This is a genomic window from Streptomyces sp. NBC_00210 (assembly GCF_045160975.1).
GTDB lineage: Bacteria > Actinomycetota > Actinomycetes > Streptomycetales > Streptomycetaceae > Streptomyces.
Genome location: NZ_CP108120.1, coordinates 241,761 through 258,921 on the forward strand (window position 1 = coordinate 241,761; position 17,161 = coordinate 258,921).

Genomic DNA, 17,161 nt, shown 5'->3' on the forward strand with positions numbered 1-17,161 from the left:
ACTTCGTTCGCCGAGGGGGCTACACGCCGGCCCCGCAGCAGGGCGAGAACGGCGGCCCTGTACGCGCGTGATCGGTTCCAGACGGCGAAGTAGTCGGTATGCAACTGGTCGAACTCCTCTCCGGCGGCCGGGATTCAATGAGCGTAGGAGCCCAGGAGCACACCGACGAACGTCCCGGCGAGCAGGAACGGGCCGAACGGGATCCTGGTCTTCCGGCCAGCCCGGCCCGCGAGGATGAGGGCGATGCCGTACAGCGCGCCAGCAAGTACCTGGCGAAGGTCCCGATCAGGACGATGGCCCAGCCGTACCGGCCCAGGACCGCGCCCAGGACGAGGGCGAGTTTCACATCGCCGAACCCGAAGCCCTTGCTGATGAGGAGGAGCGCGAAGTAGCCGGCTCCCAGAATGAGGGAGCCGAGCAGCGCCTCCTCGCAGGGCTCTCCCCGCTCCAGTACGACCACATCAACTTCCCGGCTCCTACGCCTTCACCAGCCCCCAACACCGGGTCAGCGCCCTCTACGCGACCCTCAGCAGGAAGTTGAGGACGACGATGCATAGACGCTGAGCGGTCGGCCGGAGCCGGCGGCCGACGGGGGCTGGCCATTCATGGGCCAGAGGGTGCCGATGGGGCGGAGCCGGCGGCCGTCCAGGAGCACGACTTGCAGTGGTTCCGCTCACCTGCGGAACTGAGAGCGGGAGGGGGCAGTCCGTGCCTGCATGGACTGCCCCCTCCCATTGGGTTGTCACTGCAGTCCGCTGTGGGCAGCCATGATCATCTCCATGCCGCGGTCGTCCTCCTGCTGGTCTCGGTCCATCATCTGGTTCATGACGTAGGCCACCGTCATGCGAGAGTCGGGGTCGCTCGCGACCAGCGAGCCGCCCCAGCCGCCCCAGCCGAAGGTGCTGCCGAACTTGCCGAAGCCCACGGTCCAGGACATCGGCGAGTGCAGGACGCGGTCCTCGCCGCGGAACACCTCCTGCCACGCGGGCTCACAGCCCTGGGGGGACAACAGTCGCACCCCGCCGGCCGAACCCTGGTTCGCCAGTACCGACTGGACGAGGGCGACAGACCGAGCGTTGCCGAAGCCGTTCACCGCAGGGATCTGCGCACGGCGCCACGCCACGGAGTTGGCATCCCTGACCCGGACCGCGGCACCGGTGTACTCCCGGCGTGTGCCGTCCGGTCCGGGCGGTGCGCTGGAGGCGTACTCGTCGGTCAGTGACGGCGGCGGGATGAGCGGTGCGACGCGCCTGTCGTGCTCGGCGGAGAGCCCGATGTGGAAGTCCGCGCCCAGCGGCTGGGCCACCTCCTCGGCGAAGAACTCGCCGAGGCTGCGGCCGGTGATGCGGCGGACGATCTCACCGACCAGGAACCCGAAGGTGAGCGCGTGATAGCCGGCGGCCGTTCCGGGTTCCCATTCGGGGGCCTGCGCGGCCAGCCCTGCCGTCACGCTCTGCCAGTCGTAGAGGTCCGCGACCGCCGTCAGCCCGGACAGGTCCGGCAGCCCCGCGGTATGGGACAGCACGTGCCGTACCAGCACGTTCTCCTTGCCGGCCGCGGCGAACTCGGGCCAGTAGGCGGCGACCGGCGCGGACAGATCGAGCTGGCCTCGGTCGGCCAGGATGAGCGCGCACAGGGCGGTCATGTTCTTGGTCGTCGAGTTCACGCCGGTGAGGGTGTCGCGCTCCCAGCTGACAGAGCGGTCCGCATCGGCGTACCCGCCCCAGACGTCGACCACCGGCTCGCCGTCGAGGTAGACAGCGACCGAGGCGCCCACGTCGTCCTTGCCGAGCGAAGCTGCAAGGGCGGCACGGACTGCGGCGAACCGCGGCTCGCATAGTCCCTTAATATCAGTCATGGGCGAAAGCCTCAGGTAACGCAGGGGCTTCCTGCCCAACAATTCCCGCACTGGTTTTGTCGGGCGGGGCAGGATCAAATTTTCTCCAACTCCAGCAAGGCGGCCTGACGGCCGCGCGGTCGGCCCGTCGGTCGACCGGCCGTATCGGTAGTTGTTCCCACAGGGAACGCCCGGGGACCACTCGTCGAGCTTGTGCGTCACGACAGCCCGGCCGGCGCCCGAGACCGCAGCGCCGATGACAGCCGGGGCGCCACGCGCGGCAAACGACTCCGGCTTGGGCTCGGGTGCCGGCCACTGCGGCTCCTGCGGCTGCGGCCGGGTGTGTTGCTACAGGGGAGACACAAGAAGTAAGGACGGATACGCGTGCTGGAGCGGCTGAATCAGGCGCTGAACCACCTGGAGGCCTGCCTCGACCGGGAGGTCGACATGGCTGAGGTGGCCCGGATCGCCGCGGTGTCGGAGTACCACTTCCGGCGGTTGTTCTCCGCCCTCGCCGGGATGCCGCTCCCGGTCTACGTGCGGCGCCGGCGGATGACGCTCGCCGCGGCCGAGGTGCTGGCCGGGGAGCTGACGTTGCTCGATGTCGCGGTGCGGTACGGGTACGGCTCGGGCGAGGCGTTCGCCCGGGCATTCCGGTCGGTGCACGGCATCGGGCCGGGCGAGGCCCGGCGCACGGGTGCGGTGCTCACGGCGCAGCCGCGCATGTCCTTCCGTGTCGTCGTTGAAGGGAGTACGACCATGCGGTACCGGATCGTGGAGAAGGAGTCGTTCCGGGTCGTCGGCAGGAAGGCTCGGGTCCCGCTCGTGCACGAGGGGGTCAACGCGGCCGCCGCGGCGTGCGTGGAAAGCCTGGACGAGCAGGCGATCGTACGGATGAAGGAGCTGGCCGGCCAGGAGCCGGAGGGGATCCTGTCGGCGGCGGTGTACCTGACCGATAGGCGGGAGGAGGGCGCCGAGGCGGACTACTGGATCGGCGTGGCGACCGGCCCCGAGGCAGCCGCCGAGGAGCTCGACGCCCTCGACGTGCCGGCCGGGACCTGGGCGGTCTTCGACAACCACGGGCCCTATCCGAGCGCCCTCCAGGAGCTGTGGCGGGACGTGTTCACGCAGTGGTTCCCCTCGAACCCGTACGCGAGCCGGCCAGGTCCGGAGCTTCTGCGGACGCAGCCGGTGGAGATCGGCGCGGAGACCGACTCCCAGCTGTGGATCCCGGTCGAGCGGAGCAGCGGGAGCGCCGGGCTCGGGGCACCTCCTCGATGACCAGCGGCGGCACGGGACTGTCGCATCAGCTGCTCCCGGGCGTGTTGGTGAGCACCGGGGCGGGTTCATGTGGGGCGTCAGCGCTCTCCACACGGATGCGAGGCGGCCGACCACCGAGCCAATGGGGCAGCCACCAATTCGCCTGCCCCATCAGTGCCATGGCGGCAGGCACGATCACCATCCGTACGATCGTCGCGTCGAGCATGATCGCGGTTGCCAGGCCCAAGCCCATCATCTTGGTGAGCGGTGAGGGATTGGCGACGAAGCCCAAGAACACGACCGTCATGATCAGTGCGGCTGAGGTGATCACACGGCCTGTGGCCGCCATGCCGCGCGCCACCGACTCGACGGTGTCGCCCGTGGCGTCGTACTCCTCACGGACACGCGAGAGCAGGAACACCTCGTAGTCCATGGACAGGCCGAAGAGGACCGCGAAGAAGATCGTCGGCAAGGGCGAGACGATCGGGAATGTGTTCTCCAGGCCGAACAGGTCCTTGAGCCAGCCCCACTGGAAGACAGCGACCACGACGCCATAGGCCCCGCCGATTGACAGCAGGTTCACCATGGCGGCCTTCAGCGGCACTGCGATGGAGCGGAACACCAGCATCAGCAGCAGGAAGGACGCCGCCAGGATTGCGCTGATGAAGACCGGCAGGGTGTCGGAGAGCTGCTGGGTGAGGTCCTCGGTCATGGCGGTCAGGCCGGACACAGCGACGTTGTCGGGGACGAGGTCGCGGACGCGCTGGAGGGTCTCGGAGGTTTCGGCGTCGGCGGGGGCGGTGGTGGGCAGCGTGGGCAGGACGACGATGTCGCCGGCGGGCGACGTCCGTGGCTCGCCGACCATGGCGATGCCGGGGTCGGCAGCGATGCGCCGGGACAGCGCGGGGATCGCCCGGGCGTCCACACCGGGGCTGCGCAGATCGGCGACGATCAGCAGCGGGGCGTTGAAGCCCGGGCCGAAGCCCTCCGCCAGCAGGTCGTAGGCGCGACGGTGGGTGGTGGTGGTCGAGTCGTTGCCCGCGTCGGGGAAGCCCGTCTCCATGCGCAGCGCTGGAGCGGCCAGCGCCAGGAGCGCCACCGTGGCAACGATCAGGTACGGCCATGGCCGCCCCGACACGCGGTGGGCAAAGCGCCACCACGCCGTGTCCTCAGCCCGCTTCACACGGCCGGCCCGCTTCACACGACGCCTGCGGCCCACGAGGCGTCCGGTGTCGATGCGCTCGCCCAGGAGCGAGAGCAGCGCCGGCAGCAGCGTAAGAGCGGTCCCCACCGCGAAGAGCACAACCAGCGAGGTGCTCAGGCCGATCGAGGCCAGGAAGCCCACACCGGTGAGCGCGAGTGCGGCCATCGCGACGACGACGGTGCCGCCGGCGAACAGGACGGCTGCGCCCGACGATCCCATGGCGTTCGCCAGCGCGTTGGGGTTGTCCTGCCCGGCGGCACGGTTCTCGCGGTAGCGGGCCACGATGAACAAGGCGTAGTCGATACCCACACCCAGCCCGATCATGGCACCGATCGTCGGCGCCGCGGTGGAGACGTCCATCGTGTTGGCCAGCAGCACAATGCCGCTCAGACCTGCGGCGACGGCCACCAGAGCGAGGGCGATCGGGATCAGTGCGGCCACGATGGTGCCGAATGCGACGACCAGCACGACCAGCGCAGCCAGCAGGCCGCCTGCCTCCGTACCCGTCGTCTCCGTCTCGGCGTTGATGAAGATGGCATCACCGCCCAGCTCGGCGGCAACGCCGTCCCCGCGTGCAGGTTCTATCGCGTCGGCCAAGGCCTCGAGTTGCTCGGGATCCACGTCCATCGCGGGCACGTCGAAAGTCATCTCGGCGAAACCGATACGCCCGTCGGACGACACGGTGCCGGCAGTGAAGGGATCGGTCACGGTGGCGACGTGCTCGACGTCGGCGATCCGGGCAACGGCTGCGGCGATGGCTGGCTGGTGGCGCTCGAGTCGCTCCCCCTCGGGCGCGGCGAACACGGCCATGGCACTGCCACCGGACGCTTCGGGGAAGCGCCTCTTGAGCAGTTCCATCGCCCTTTCACTCTGACTGCCGGGAGCGACGAGGTCGTCGACGAAGGAGCCTCCGACCGTGCCGGCCAGGGGCAGCACAAAGAGGAGGGCTACCGCCCATGCGGTGATCGTGACCCATGGTCGGCGGGCGCTCGCTGCGCCGATGCGACGGGTGAATCGGTTCATGGTTGCCTGCTCCAGTGAGATGGCTGCCACCCGTGCGTCTGCAGCGCATTGAGGGCAGGAGTGGTGAGCGGTCCCATCGTCGGTGCCGGCACCGGTGCTGTCCCCCGCCGCCGGAGGGGTTCGACGCTCCGGCGCGGGGCGGGGCGAACCAGGCGGCGCCTCCCCCTGGCGGCGGAGGCCCGTGTCCGCCTGCAGGTGGGTGACTGTGCTTCCGACCTGGAATTACGATGGCTCGCCTGGTGCAGCTGATGACTACGCCAGGGCACCGACGCCATTCCGGGAGCGATGATGAACCGCACGGCGCTGCCTTCCGAGACGCTGGGCCGCAGCGCGCCGGGCAGGTTCCGCGGCCCGTTCGTCCGCTGGCCACGGGTCGCGGACGCCGTCCTCGCGATCGCCGTGCTCTTGGCCACGGTGTTCCTGGAGGACGGACCGGGCGATGCGGTCGCCGTCCGCTCGATCACCGACGTCCCACTCCCTGCCCTGCTGCTGTTCGCGGTGGCCGCCGCGGCCCTCTACTGGCGCCGGCGCCGCCCCATCGCGGTCCTGGGTGTCGCCATGGTCGCGTGGGCCCTGACGCTGGGAAGCGGCTACTCCGACCTGGGCGGGTTCGCGATCATCGCGCTGTACAGCACCGGGCGGTACGCCGCAGACGGCTGGCGGGGCCGCGTCGGCGTCGTGGTGGCCGTCGTCGTGGTGATCGTCGACGGCCGCCTCGACCCCGTCCCCTGGGGGGAGATCGGCTTCGGAGCCCTGGTCATGTTCGGGGCCTGGTACGTCGGTCGACGTTTGCGGCTGCGCGCCGAGCGTGCCGCGCAGCTCCGCCAGGAGCAGGCCGCCGAGGCACGGCGGATCGTCGCCGAGGAGCGCACCCACATCGCTCGTGAACTGCACGACGTGGTCGCCCACAGGGTGAGCATGATGACGGTGCAGGCGGGTGCGGCCCGGATGGTGGCCGCCGACGATCCTCAGGCTGCCGTGGAAGCGATGGCAGCGGTGGAAGAAGCCGGGCGCCAGGCGCTGGACGAGTTGCGACATCTGCTGGGAGTGCTGCGGCCGGAGGCGGAGCGCGACGGGCTGGGGCCCCAACCCGGCCTGGCCGATCTTCCCCGGCTCGTGGAACAGGTCCGGGAGGCCGGTCTGGACGTCTCCATCACCGACGGCATCCGGGCTCCCCTTCCGGCCCGCGTGGAACTGTCGGCGTACCGCATCGTCCAAGAGGCGCTGACCAACGTGATCAAGCACAGCGGACCGCGCACGCACACCGAGGTGCACCTGCGCGGCGACAAGGGCGGCATCACCGTCGAGGTGCTCGACAACGGCCGCGGTGCCGCCGTCCAGTCCATGCCGGGCGCATCCCGCGGAAAAGCGGCAGGCCACGGGATCGTCGGCATGCGCGAGAGAGCACTCCTGCTGGGCGGCAGCCTCGAAGCGGGGGCGGGTCCCGATGGTGGATTCCGGGTGGCTGCCCATCTGCCCACCGGGGAGGAGCCCGCGTGAGCATCCGTGTCGTCGTCGTCGACGACCAGGCGCTGGTCCGCAGAGGCTTCGCGATGATTCTGCGGATCCACGACGACATCGAGGTCGTGGCCGAGGCCGGGACCGGGCGCGAGGCGATCGAGGCAGCGCGCCGGCATCGTCCGGACGTGATCCTCATGGACATCCGCATGCCCGAGATGGACGGCCTCGAGGCGACCTCCCGGATTCTGGAGGAGGCGGACTGGGTCGTCCGGGTGTTGATCCTGACCACGTTCGACCCGGACGAGTACGTCTACGAGGCACTGCGCGCCGGCGCAAGCGCCTTCGTGCTCAAGGACACCCCTCCGGAACAACTCGCCACCGCTGTGCGCACCGTGGCCGAAGGCGGGGCGCTGCTCGCGCCATCGATCACTCGGCGCCTCATCGACCGGTTCGCCGAGCACCGCACCGTCAACACGGCAGTTGCCGGCCGCCTGGAGCGACTCACCGACCGGGAGCGCGAGATACTGGTCACCGTCGCTCGGGGGGCCAGCAACTCCGAGATCGCCAAGGAGCACTTCATCGGCGCCGCCACCGTCAAATCGCACGTGTCGAGCATCCTCACCAAGCTCGGTCTGCGCGATCGCATCCAGATCGTGATCTTCGCGTACGAGAGCGGACTCGTCGAAGCCGGCGACCACGACGTGGGGCACTGAAGGGGGCGCGCCCTCGAAGATCCCCTCTGCGCGCCGGACCCGGACTGCCCCTGGTGGCCGCATGCACGGCTGCATGACCACGCGGTCCAGGTCGTGGTCGGCGGCGCGGGCACAGACGCTTGTCGCTTGTGCTGGATTGGAGGATGAGCCGGAAGCGGTGGCTGGGTACGAGTTGCCGCTGATCGTATGGTTCCTGCATGTGCAGAGACGGTGTCCCCCGGCTGCGGCTGTTCGTGGCCGCAGACGACCGCGATTTGGGGCCGCGGCTCTGCCATAGGTGCGGCGGTCCGCTGATGTCGTCGGCGAAGGCGACGGCGGTGTTCTGCTCGTCTATGTGCCGCTCGTGGCACTGGCGGCGGAGGCGGCGGACGCGGGCGAGAACCGAGGCGGTGCAGGCCGGCCGGACGTCCAGTTGCCCGGAGTGCGGGACGTACTGGACGGCCGGAGTCGAACATCCTGCCTCGCCAATGCACTGCTCTCCCCGCTGCTGCAAACGCGCCGGACACCGGCGGCGCACTGGGCGGCGCGCTCGACGCCGCCTCCACCGACCTCGCCGGTCTTGGCGGGACCGGTCTCGCGGCCCGCTCCGCCGCCGAAGCCGAAGCCGGCCTCGGCCACCGGGATGACGGTCACGCCCCCGCGGACGATCGGTTCGCCGAAGACGGCGTTGACCGATGCTCCTTGCCGGCCGAGCGCGCGCCGTGACGGCGCGACCGGTACGCGCGTTTGGCCAGCGCGCTCTCGTCGAGTTGCTCGGGCGTGTCGTAGTTGCGCCAGCCGGTAAGGCGTCCTTCCGGGTTGTACCTGGCTGACAGTCCGGGAGGATCCATGTGATCTCCGTGTTCCCGGACCAACTTCTGAGGCAGCATGACCACTGCTGTGATGCCGCGGGGGGATGACCTGCGGAGCTGGACGCGTATGCCGTGGCGGCCGGAGAGCTGGCCGACGACGAACACACCCATGCGCCGCGCCACCGACACGTCGACTACTGGCGGGTTCAGTAGCCTCTCGTTGGCCTCCTCAAGGTCCTGGGCGGTCATGCCGATGCCGCTGTCCTGGATTTCGACTTTCGCACCGCCGCCGGACTGCAGCTGACTCGTGACGAGCACCTCGGTGTCCGGCGAGGAGAACGCGGCCGCGTTCTCCAGCAGCTCCGCGATGAGGTGAACGATGTCGTTCACTGCCCGGCCGTCGACGTCCGCGGTTACCAGTCCGCGTAGCTGCACACGCTGGTACTGCTCGATCTCACTGGTGGCGGCCCGGAGGACGTCCACGAGCCGGACTGGTGCGCTCCAGCGGCGGCCCGCCTTCTCGCCCGCGAGGACGAGTAGATTCTCCCCATTGCGGCGCATGCGGGTGGCCAGGTGGTCGAGCTTGAAGAGGCTGGCGAGCAGGTCGGGATCCTGCTCGCCGTTCTCCAGATGGTCGATCAGCTCCAGCTGCCGCTCCACCAGGGTCTGGCTGCGCTGCGAGAGGTTGACGAACATCGCGTTGATGCGGCCTCGCAGCTGCGCTTGCTCGAACGCCAGCCGTACGGAGTCGCGATGGACGTCGTCGAAAGCGTGGGCGACACGGCCGATCTCGTCGGCCGAGTTGATGCCCGTGGGCTCGACCTTGATGGCCTCCAGTTGCGCATCGCTGGAGCCCCGCAACAGCTGGACCACCTCGGGCAGGCGGCGTTCCGTGATATCGAGCGCGGAGGCGCGCAGGGTGTGCAGCGGGCCAACAATCGACCGCATGACGACGTGCGTCACACCGAACGTGAGCAGGAGGATCAACAGCACGACGAGCGAGACGATGAGCACTGAGCGCTCGGCCTGATGCTGCTCGCGCGAGCTCTCGTCTTCGACCGATCCGACGAGCCGCTTCTCGACCAGACGCATCAGCTCGAGCTTGCTCGTCATGGTGTCGAACGACTCACCGGCGTCGAGGCGGAGGCGGCTGGTGCCCTGCCGGGCGAGTACCTGTTTCTGGAGCACCTCAGCCCTGTCGACATCCCTTCCGGTGACGGTGCGCTCGTAGAACTGACGCTGCGCCAGCGGCGCACCGGCCCGGAACTCGCGGATCAACGCCTGTTGCTGCCGGCCGGCGAGGGTCATGCCCTGGGCTTCGTTCGAATCGAAGTGTCCCTGGGCCAGCACCCCGCCGAGCAGCGCGCGTTGCCGGGAGGCTGCCTCCGTGGCCCGTGTGAACGTCTCGAGCGCACCGGCCCTCACGGCAAGGGTCTGGTGGGCAATGTCCGGCGTGAGAAGGTCAAGGGCGTCCGTGAGCTCAGCGATCAACGCGGTGTATGCGTTGACCACGGACAGCAAGCGCATTTTCGAGTGGTCTACCGTGTCGCGCAGTGACGCCACCGGCCCGCCCAAGGCGTCGAGCACCGCGAGCCGAGTGGCCAGGACGGGGTTCGTCCCGCGGGGGACATGGACGGCCTCGGCACGGACCCGGGCGAGCGCCGCGTCGACCTGGGGGCGCTGAGTGTCCAGCCGGCTCGTGTCGCCCGTACGCCCGGCCGCAATGTAGAGCGCGGTGAGATCGCGTTCGTCCTCAAGCTCCTCCAACAGCCCCGTGCCCTTGTCGACGAGACGGACGAGCTGACGGACGTTGTCGATGTCCTGGGCGTTCTGCACGGCCGAGCCGATCCGCAGACCGCCGAGTACGAGCGCGGTGATGATCGGGATGAGCACCACAGCCAGCAGCTGGGTGCGCACACTCCAGTTACTCGGGGCGAACGGCTTCTGGTTGCTGCCCCGGTACGGGCGACGCCCTTCACCTGTACGCGCGGGGCCCGGATCGGAATTGCCGGGCTCGGTAGTGCCGTTGTCGGAACCGTTGCCTCTCGCCTGAGGTATCTGCACCGGTTCCGTGCGGTGGCGATGCACCGCGGGTTGTGTTTGCACTTGCCTTCGCACCTTCTCCCCGCCATTGAACGTGCGCGATTGAGGGGCGCGGCGCGCATTGCGGACGCTGCTGTCATCGCGCGAGTGCGCTTGTCGTGACGTCGCTGAATGAGGCCATGGCCTCGTGCGTCCCCTGGCAGGTGCCTGGGGCAGCGAACTACGCGTCGTCTCCGGGCTTTTCGCCATCCGACGTCGTCTGTGCCCGTCGGTGGGTGGGGCCTGGCATCGCCGGCGAGTTCGGCCGGTCCGGCGGCGAGGTCGCTCTCGGCGCCGTGGGCCATCCGGACATGCAAGAGAGGTTGCTGTCCGCGCCCGCCAGCGCCTGACCGACAGGACCACGACCGATCCCGAGTCGCTGCGGCTCGTCCTCATCGCCGTGTAGGAACGAGGGGCAGGCGGTCGAGGACCGGGGACGAAAGCCGGTCGCGGTCGCTCAACCCGTCATAACGCCGCGAGGGCCGTGCCAAAAACCCCTTCGGCGTCGGCCCACCGGTTGGATACCGCCCTCATGACGCCGCCCCTGGGCCTGGCCGCTCGCTCCTCCGCTCGCCCGCCGAGCTGACGGTCGCGAGAGCAGACAGAATGAGCACGGTCGACGCCGCGCCGGGGTCCTCGTGACCGATGGTGCGGGCGCCGAGATAACTCGCGCGGCCTTTCCGGGCCTGCATGCCGACGGTCTGCTTCAGGCCCCGCACGGCGGCGTCGGATGCCACGCGGGTGGCGTTGGTCAGGTCGCCGCCAGTGTCGATGACGGCCTGGTAGGCGCTCACGGCCGGACTGAGGGCGTCGATCATCGTTTTGTCGCCCTCGAGCGCCGCGCCGATCCGCTGGATACCGGTGAGGGCAGCCGCCAACGCCGCCCCAAGTTGTGCCGCGGACACGTCGGGATCCTCGCCCAGGGTCCTTGCGGCCTGCCGGAACCCGGTGCCGTACAGCGGTCCCGAGGCGCCGCCGGTCTTGCTGATGAGTGCCCGGCCGACGGTGGCGAGCACCGCACCGGGGGTGGACGGGTTGGTTTCGTCCAGCATCGCCACCGCCGCCTGCAGGCCGCGGCGCATGTTGATGCCGTGGTCGGCGTCGCCGATAGCGGAGTCGAGGCGGGTCAGATGATCGGCGTTTTCGACCACCAATCGGGCCGCCTCATGGATCCAGGCCCGGAACATGCTCGCGTCCATGGTCATCCTTCTCCCTCATGGTGTCCGTCGCGGTGTCCGAGGCCGCTCAGCGTCCCCAGCGGAGCGCGGGGGTCTCGACGGGGGCATCCCACAGATAGGTGAGCTGCGGCGTGAGTCGGCACACCGTGATCGTGCAACCGGCCATCTCCAGGCTGGTGATGTAGTTGCCGACCAGGTTGCGAGCGATCCATACGCCGTGGCCGGCGAGCCACTCGGCAACCGCGGCATACACCACGTACAGCTCAAGAAGCGGGGTGCCACCCAGGCCGTTGACCATCACGAGCACTTCGCCCGAGAGCGGCATGTCGGCGTGGATGGCGTCCAACGCGACACCGACGATCTCCTTGGCGGAGACGAGCCTGCCGCGGGCGCGACCGGGCTCGCCGTGGATGCCGACGCCCAGCTCGATCTCGTCCTCGCCCAGCTCGAAACCGGGTTTGCCCGACGCGGGCACCGTGCACGACGTAAGCGCCACCCCGAACGAACGGGACCGGTCGTTGACCTCCCGGCCCCAAGCCGCGGCCGAGGCCAGGTCCGCGCCAAGCTCGGCAGCCGCACCGACGATCTTCTCCAAGAACACGGTCGCCCCGGTACCCCGTCGGCCGGCCGTCCACGTACTGTTCTCCACGGCGACATCGTCATTGACCACGACGCCCTCCACACGCACGCCGTCGTCGGCGGCCAAGTCGGCGGCCATCTGGAAGTTCAGCACGTCGCCGGTGTAGTTCTTCACGATGTGCAGCACCCCCGCACCGCCGTCAACGGCCCGCGTGGCGGCGAGGATCTGGTCCGGCACGGGAGATGTGAACACCTCACCGGGACAGGCCGCATCCAGCATCCCGTACCCGACGAACCCGCCGTGCAGCGGCTCGTGTCCGGACCCGCCACCTGATACCAGGCCGACCTTCCCAGCGGTCGGCCCGCCCGCGCGGATGATGTAGCGGTCTGACGTGTTGACCGTCAGTGAGGGGTGCGCGGCGGCCACGCCGATGAGAGCATCGGCAAGCACGTCATCGGGCGAGTTGATGAGCTTCTTCACGGTTCAGGCCCTTCTCGTGGATGAGAACATCAGCAGAAATCCATGAATGGTGTTGATGAGCAGGATTTGTCGTGGCGTCACCTTGGGTGTCACACAGGTTCTTTGACGGCCGGTCCGGTCGGACCTGCCCAGGCTCGACGGATTGCGCCATGTGCACGGCTGGGGTCAGGGCAGCGACGGCAGGCAGCACTGCTCGACGAGTCGCCAGACCTCTTCGGGGGTTTCGCGGGTGAGGGCGATGGCCGCCAGGGAGGCGCAGGTGTCGTGGCGCAGGCGGCGGATGCGGGCGCGTACTTCGTCGAGGGCGGCTGGTGCGACGGAGAGGGTGTCGCAGCCGAGGCCGATGAGGAGGGGGGTGACGAGGGGGTGTGCGGCGGCGTCGCCGCAGACGGAGACGTGGCGGTGGTGGCGGTGGGCGGCGGTGACGACTTGGGCGATGGCGCCCAGGACGGCGGGGTGTGCCGCCATGGCGGGGGTGGCGGTGGGGTCGCGCCGGTCCAGGCCCAGGATCTGGCAGGTGAGGTCGTTGCTGCCGATGGAGAGGAAGGCGGCTTCGCGGGCGAGGTCGTCGGCTGCGGCGACGGCTTCGGGGAGTTCCACCATGATGCCCAGAGGCGGGGCCGGGACACTGGCTTCGTCGGCTGCGACCTGGAGAAGGCGTCGGCAGGCGCGCAGTTCGTCGATGCCGGCGACCATGGGGATCATGATGCGCAGGTCGGTGTCGGCTCCGGCGCTGAGCAGACTGCGGAACTGATCGGCGAAAGCATCGGGTTGGGCGAGCATGAGGGGCAGGCCGCGGCCCAGCCGCTGGCCCTGGCGGACTTTGGCGAGGAACGGCGGGAGTTTGTCGTCGGCGAAATCGAGGGTGCGGGCGGTGACGGTCTGTCCGGCGAGTGCGCGCAGCACCGGGACGAGGGTGGCCGCGTGCTGGTTGCGGGTCGGCCAGGCAGGGTGGTTGAGGAAGGGCAGCTCGGTGCGGAGCAGGCCGACGCCGTCGGCGTTGGCGGCCAGAGCCCCTCGGGCCTCGGCCGGGGTCGCCACGTTGGCCCGCAGCACCACACGGTGGTGGTCCAGTGTCTGGGCGGGCAGGTGGCGCTCTTCGGCGAGGGCAAGGCGGCGGGTGCGGGCGGCGTCCATCGCGTGCAGCGCTCTCGCGCGTTCGTCGTCGTCGGGGTGGGCGACGGCGGTGGCCTGGTCGGTGTCGAGGAGGATTTCCTGCCCGTCCGGCAGGTCGAGCAGGGCGGGGTCGACGGCCAGTAGGAGGGGGATGCCCTGTGAGCGGGCGACGATCGCGGCGTGGGAGTTGGGGCCGCCGGCGACGGAGACGGCGCCGGTCACTGTCTGGCCGGGTTCCAGCAGGTCCGCTGCGCCTATCTCGTGGGCGATCAGGACGAGGGGCCGGTCGGGTGCGGGGCCGGCGTCGCCGTGCAGGTGGGCCAGGACGCGGCGGCCGACTTGCCGTACGTCGGCGGCGCGTTCGGCGAGGGTGGGGTCGTCCAGTGCGGCGATGGTCCGGGCGTAGGTGTCGATGGCCTGCCGGACGGCGATGGCTGCCGGCTGCCCTTGGTGCGCTCGCTTGATCGCCTGTTCGCGCAGATCGTGGTCCTGCGCGATATAGCCGTTGACCTCCATGATGTCGGCCTCTTCGTCCTTGCCCCGTTCACGCAGCGAGTTGGACAGGTCGAGCAGGCGGGCGGCGACGGCGTCGAAGGCTTCGGTGATCTGGCCCGCAGCGTCGCCACTGGTGCGGTGGGGAAGCGCGGTGCGGGTAAGCGGGCGGTCGGTGCGATGGAAGAACCCCAGGGCGACACCGTCTGAGGCAGCCTGACCGGTGTATGCGCGGCGGGTCATCGGGCCTCCACCGTCTCGGCGAGGGCGCGGAAGATCAGGGCCGTGGAGGTGGCTCCCGGGTCCTGATGCCCGATGCTGCGGGCGCCGAGGTAGGAGGCGCGGCCCTTGCGTGCCTGCATGGGGGTGGTCGCGCGCCTGCCCTCTTCGGCAGCGTCGGCGGCGGCCAGGGCCGCGGCGGCGAAGTCGGCTCCGGCGTCGGCGTGTTGCTGGAAGGCGGCCAGCGCGGGGGCGTAGGCGTCGATCATCGTTTTGTCGCCGGGTGCGGCCGCGCCGAGCTTTTGGATGCTTTCCAGGCCGGCGGCGAGTGCGGTGGCGAACTGCTGTGTGTCGGCGGTGGGTGTTTCAAGGGCCTTGCCCATGGCGCGGAAGGCACCGCCGTACAGGGGGCCGGAGGCTCCCCCGACGCGGGAGATGAGGGTGCTGCCCGTTTTGACCAGCACGGCCGCGACGGTGTCCGGCTCGTAGTCGGCCAGGGCCGTGGTGACGGCGAGGAAGCCGCGCTTCATGTTGGTGCCGTGGTCGGCGTCGCCGATGGCCGAGTCGAGCTGGGTGAGGTGGTCCTTGTGCTGGTCCACGGCGGCGGCGATGGCCTGCACCCAGGTGCGGGCGAGGTCGGTGTCCACGGAGTCTCCGTTCATGGTCGGTGGGGGGCGGGTTCACGGTTGGGTGAGCCGGGGGCGGGGGCGGATGCGGGGGCCGGGTGAGCTGGCGCGGGAAGGCGCCCGCCCGGCCCTCGCGTATCGCGCGGCCCCGCCCCCGGCTCGGTTCAGGCGCCCCAGCGCAGGGCGGGGGTGTTCACGGGTGCGTCCCACAGGGACAGCATGTCGGCGTCGGCCTTGCACACGGTGATGGAAGCACCAGCCATGTCCAGGCTGGTGATGTAGTTGCCGACGAGGTTGCGGGCGATGACGATGCCCTTGTCAGTCAGGGCGGCCGCGACCTCGTTGAAGGCCACATACAACTCGATGAGCGGCGTGCCGCCCAGGCCGTTGACCATGACGATGGTCTCGTCCCCGGCGGCCAGCGGCTGATCGGCGAGGATGGCGTCCAGGGCGGTGGCCACGATCTCCTTGGCCGACCGGAGCTTTTCCCTGCTGCGTCCGGGTTCGCCGTGGATGCCGACGCCGACCTCGATCTCGTCCTCGGGCAGGTCGAAGCCGGGCTTGCCCGAAGCGGGGGTGGTGCAGGCGGTCAGCGCGACGGCGAAGGACCGGGAGGCGGCGTTGACCCGCTTGCCCATCTCCGCCACCGCGGCGAGGCCGGCGCCCTGTTCGGCGAGAGCCCCGGCGATCTTCTCGACGAAGACGGTGGCTCCGGTGCCCCGGCGCCCGGCGGTCCAGGTGGAGTCCTGGACCGCGACGTCGTCGTCGACCAGGACGGTCTCGACCGTGATGCCTTCCTCACTGGCCAGTTCGGCGGCCATCTGGAAGTTGAGGACGTCGCCGGTGTAGTTCTTCACGATGAACAGCACGCCCGCACCGCCGTCGACGGCCTGGGCCGCGGCAAGCATCTGACCGGGTACGGGCGAGGTGAACACCTCCCCCGGACAGGCCGCGTCCAGCATGCCCAGGCCCACGAAACCGCCGTGCAGCGGCTCGTGCCCGGAACCACCGCCGGAGATGAGGGCCACCTTGCCCGGCCTGGTGCCGCCTGCCCGGGCGATCACCTTGTTCTCCGCGTCGACCTTCAGATCCCCGTGGGCGGCGGCGATCCCGCCCAGGGCCTCATCCAGCACCGCCTCGGGGGCGTTGATGAGCTTCTTCACGACAGGACTCCTTCGGTGGCGGGCTCAACGACCCGGTTCTCGGCCCCGGTTGCGGCGGCTGCCTTGCGGTGAGCATTGAGAGCGGTGTAAAGGACGCCGGCGGCAACCGCGCCGATCACCTCGGCGGCCAGGTAGACAGGCAGCTGGTCCCAGTGGACCGTGCCGTCGAACAGCTCGCCGGTGATCATCGGGCCGAGCGTCCTGGCCGGGTTGATGGACGCGGCGGTGGCGGGCGCCACCGGAATGATGATCGCGAACACGCCGAGGCCGATGGCCAGACCGGCGAAGCCGCCGGCCGCGCGCCGGTCGATGGCCCCGAAGACGACGAAGGCGAGGATGAACGTGCCGATGGCTTCGGCGAAGAAGGCCTGACCGGCGCCGACACCCGTGCCGTAGGCGGCAATACCGAGGCCGACGTCGACCGCCTTCTTCCCCAGCACCCCGACGATCGCAAGCGCGCCCAGCACCGCCCCGGCCACCTGCGCCGCGATGTAGCCAGGGACGTCCCGCCAGGGCATCTTCTTCGTGGCGGCCAGCGCCAGGGTGATGGCCGGATTGATCTGACAGCCGGAGATATGGCCGATCGCGTAGACCATGGCGATGACTGCCGTGGCGAACGCGAGCGAGATCATTCCCAGCTGCGCCATGGTGAACGGGGCATCACCGCCGACGATGAGCGTGGCGGGGACCGAACCGACGCCGATGAACACCAGCACCGCGGTGCCCAGCATCTCGGCGAGAAGTTTCTGAGGGTAAGTGTTCTCTTCCATGATGGCGCCCAGCGCCGAGCGGCGCGTTGGGCGTCTCACCTCCTCCGCGCGAAGCGGGCTATGAAGGGAGGTGGCCGCCAGGTGGTCAGGGTCGGGCAACCTGGCGGCCGGCTCAGGGGAAACCGGATAACCAGCGGAATCCGGAAGTCGTTCACTATGGATGAAC

12 protein-coding genes and 1 pseudogene are annotated in these 17,161 nt (G+C 69.8%); 3 read left to right on the forward strand and 10 right to left on the reverse strand.

Features of this window, described 5'->3' with window-relative positions; genetic code table 11:
* Positions 1-134 precede the first annotated feature (134 nt).
* A pseudogene (locus OG729_RS01340) lies at positions 135-424 on the reverse strand (prepilin peptidase); the annotation flags it as partial.
* Positions 425-742: 318 nt separating this feature from the next.
* Positions 743-1,858, reverse strand: coding sequence for a serine hydrolase domain-containing protein (locus tag OG729_RS01345; protein WP_405803695.1), 1,116 nt, complete (start codon positions 1,856-1,858; stop codon positions 743-745).
* A 363-nt stretch (positions 1,859-2,221) separates the two neighbouring features.
* Between OG729_RS01345 and OG729_RS01350 the strand changes: the two genes are divergently transcribed.
* A complete protein-coding gene (locus tag OG729_RS01350) occupies positions 2,222-3,118 on the forward strand; it encodes a GyrI-like domain-containing protein (protein WP_405803696.1) in 897 nt (298 codons plus the stop codon).
* A 25-nt stretch (positions 3,119-3,143) separates the two neighbouring features.
* Here the strand turns inward: OG729_RS01350 and OG729_RS01355 are convergent, their stop codons facing one another.
* On the reverse strand, positions 3,144-5,324 hold the full coding sequence (locus tag OG729_RS01355) for an MMPL family transporter (protein ID WP_405803698.1): 2,181 nt from the start codon (positions 5,322-5,324) through the stop codon (positions 3,144-3,146).
* A 285-nt stretch (positions 5,325-5,609) separates the two neighbouring features.
* On the opposite strand from OG729_RS01355, the gene OG729_RS01360 reads away from it, so the two are divergent.
* Positions 5,610-6,824 carry a sensor histidine kinase gene (locus OG729_RS01360; protein ID WP_405803699.1) on the forward strand — a complete coding sequence of 405 codons (1,215 nt, stop codon included), beginning with the start codon at positions 5,610-5,612 and terminating at the stop codon, positions 6,822-6,824.
* Entirely contained in the window at positions 6,821-7,498 is a 678-nt protein-coding gene (locus OG729_RS01365) for a response regulator (RefSeq protein ID WP_405803701.1), read from the forward strand. Before OG729_RS01360 ends, OG729_RS01365 begins: the two co-directional genes overlap by 4 nt.
* Before the next feature lie 629 nt (positions 7,499-8,127).
* Here the strand turns inward: OG729_RS01365 and OG729_RS01370 are convergent.
* The 7 genes from OG729_RS01370 to OG729_RS01400 form a co-directional block, all read right to left on the reverse strand.
* On the reverse strand, positions 8,128-10,206 hold the full coding sequence (locus OG729_RS01370) for a nitrate- and nitrite sensing domain-containing protein (RefSeq protein WP_405803703.1): 2,079 nt from the start codon (positions 10,204-10,206) through the stop codon (positions 8,128-8,130).
* A 695-nt stretch (positions 10,207-10,901) separates the two neighbouring features.
* Positions 10,902-11,576 carry a dihydroxyacetone kinase subunit DhaL gene (dhaL, locus tag OG729_RS01375; protein WP_405803705.1) on the reverse strand — a complete coding sequence of 225 codons (675 nt, stop codon included), beginning with the start codon at positions 11,574-11,576 and terminating at the stop codon, positions 10,902-10,904.
* 40 nt (positions 11,577-11,616) lie between these two features.
* Positions 11,617-12,609 (reverse strand): dihydroxyacetone kinase subunit DhaK, encoded by a 993-nt coding sequence (gene dhaK / locus OG729_RS01380; RefSeq protein ID WP_405803707.1) that lies wholly within the window; start codon positions 12,607-12,609, stop codon positions 11,617-11,619.
* A gap of 165 nt (positions 12,610-12,774) precedes the next feature.
* Positions 12,775-14,460, reverse strand: coding sequence for a phosphoenolpyruvate--protein phosphotransferase (locus OG729_RS01385; RefSeq protein WP_405803709.1), 1,686 nt, complete (start codon positions 14,458-14,460; stop codon positions 12,775-12,777).
* Positions 14,457-15,098 (reverse strand): dihydroxyacetone kinase subunit DhaL, encoded by a 642-nt coding sequence (gene dhaL, locus OG729_RS01390; RefSeq protein WP_405803711.1) that lies wholly within the window; start codon positions 15,096-15,098, stop codon positions 14,457-14,459. Before dhaL (OG729_RS01390) ends, OG729_RS01385 begins: the two co-directional genes overlap by 4 nt.
* Positions 15,099-15,226: 128 nt before the next feature.
* Positions 15,227-16,225, reverse strand: coding sequence for a dihydroxyacetone kinase subunit DhaK (dhaK, locus tag OG729_RS01395; protein WP_405803713.1), 999 nt, complete (start codon positions 16,223-16,225; stop codon positions 15,227-15,229).
* Entirely contained in the window at positions 16,222-16,995 is a 774-nt protein-coding gene (locus OG729_RS01400) for an aquaporin (protein WP_360869696.1), read from the reverse strand. Before OG729_RS01400 ends, dhaK (OG729_RS01395) begins: the two co-directional genes overlap by 4 nt.
* Positions 16,996-17,161: the final 166 nt, after the last annotated feature.

What these genes read in the sequence shown, in the direction of transcription:
- OG729_RS01345 (WP_405803695.1), bottom strand. Translation starts at nt 1,858, where the DNA reads ATGACTGATATTAAGGGACTATGCGAGCCGCGGTTCGCCGCAGTCCGT.
- OG729_RS01355 (WP_405803698.1), bottom strand. Translation starts at nt 5,324, where the DNA reads ATGAACCGATTCACCCGTCGCATCGGCGCAGCGAGCGCCCGCCGACCA.
- OG729_RS01360 (WP_405803699.1), top strand. Translation starts at nt 5,610, where the DNA reads ATGATGAACCGCACGGCGCTGCCTTCCGAGACGCTGGGCCGCAGCGCG.
- dhaL (WP_405803705.1), bottom strand. Translation starts at nt 11,576, where the DNA reads ATGACCATGGACGCGAGCATGTTCCGGGCCTGGATCCATGAGGCGGCC.
- OG729_RS01385 (WP_405803709.1), bottom strand. Translation starts at nt 14,460, where the DNA reads ATGACCCGCCGCGCATACACCGGTCAGGCTGCCTCAGACGGTGTCGCC.
- dhaL (WP_405803711.1), bottom strand. Translation starts at nt 15,098, where the DNA reads ATGAACGGAGACTCCGTGGACACCGACCTCGCCCGCACCTGGGTGCAG.
- OG729_RS01400 (WP_360869696.1), bottom strand. Translation starts at nt 16,995, where the DNA reads ATGGAAGAGAACACTTACCCTCAGAAACTTCTCGCCGAGATGCTGGGC.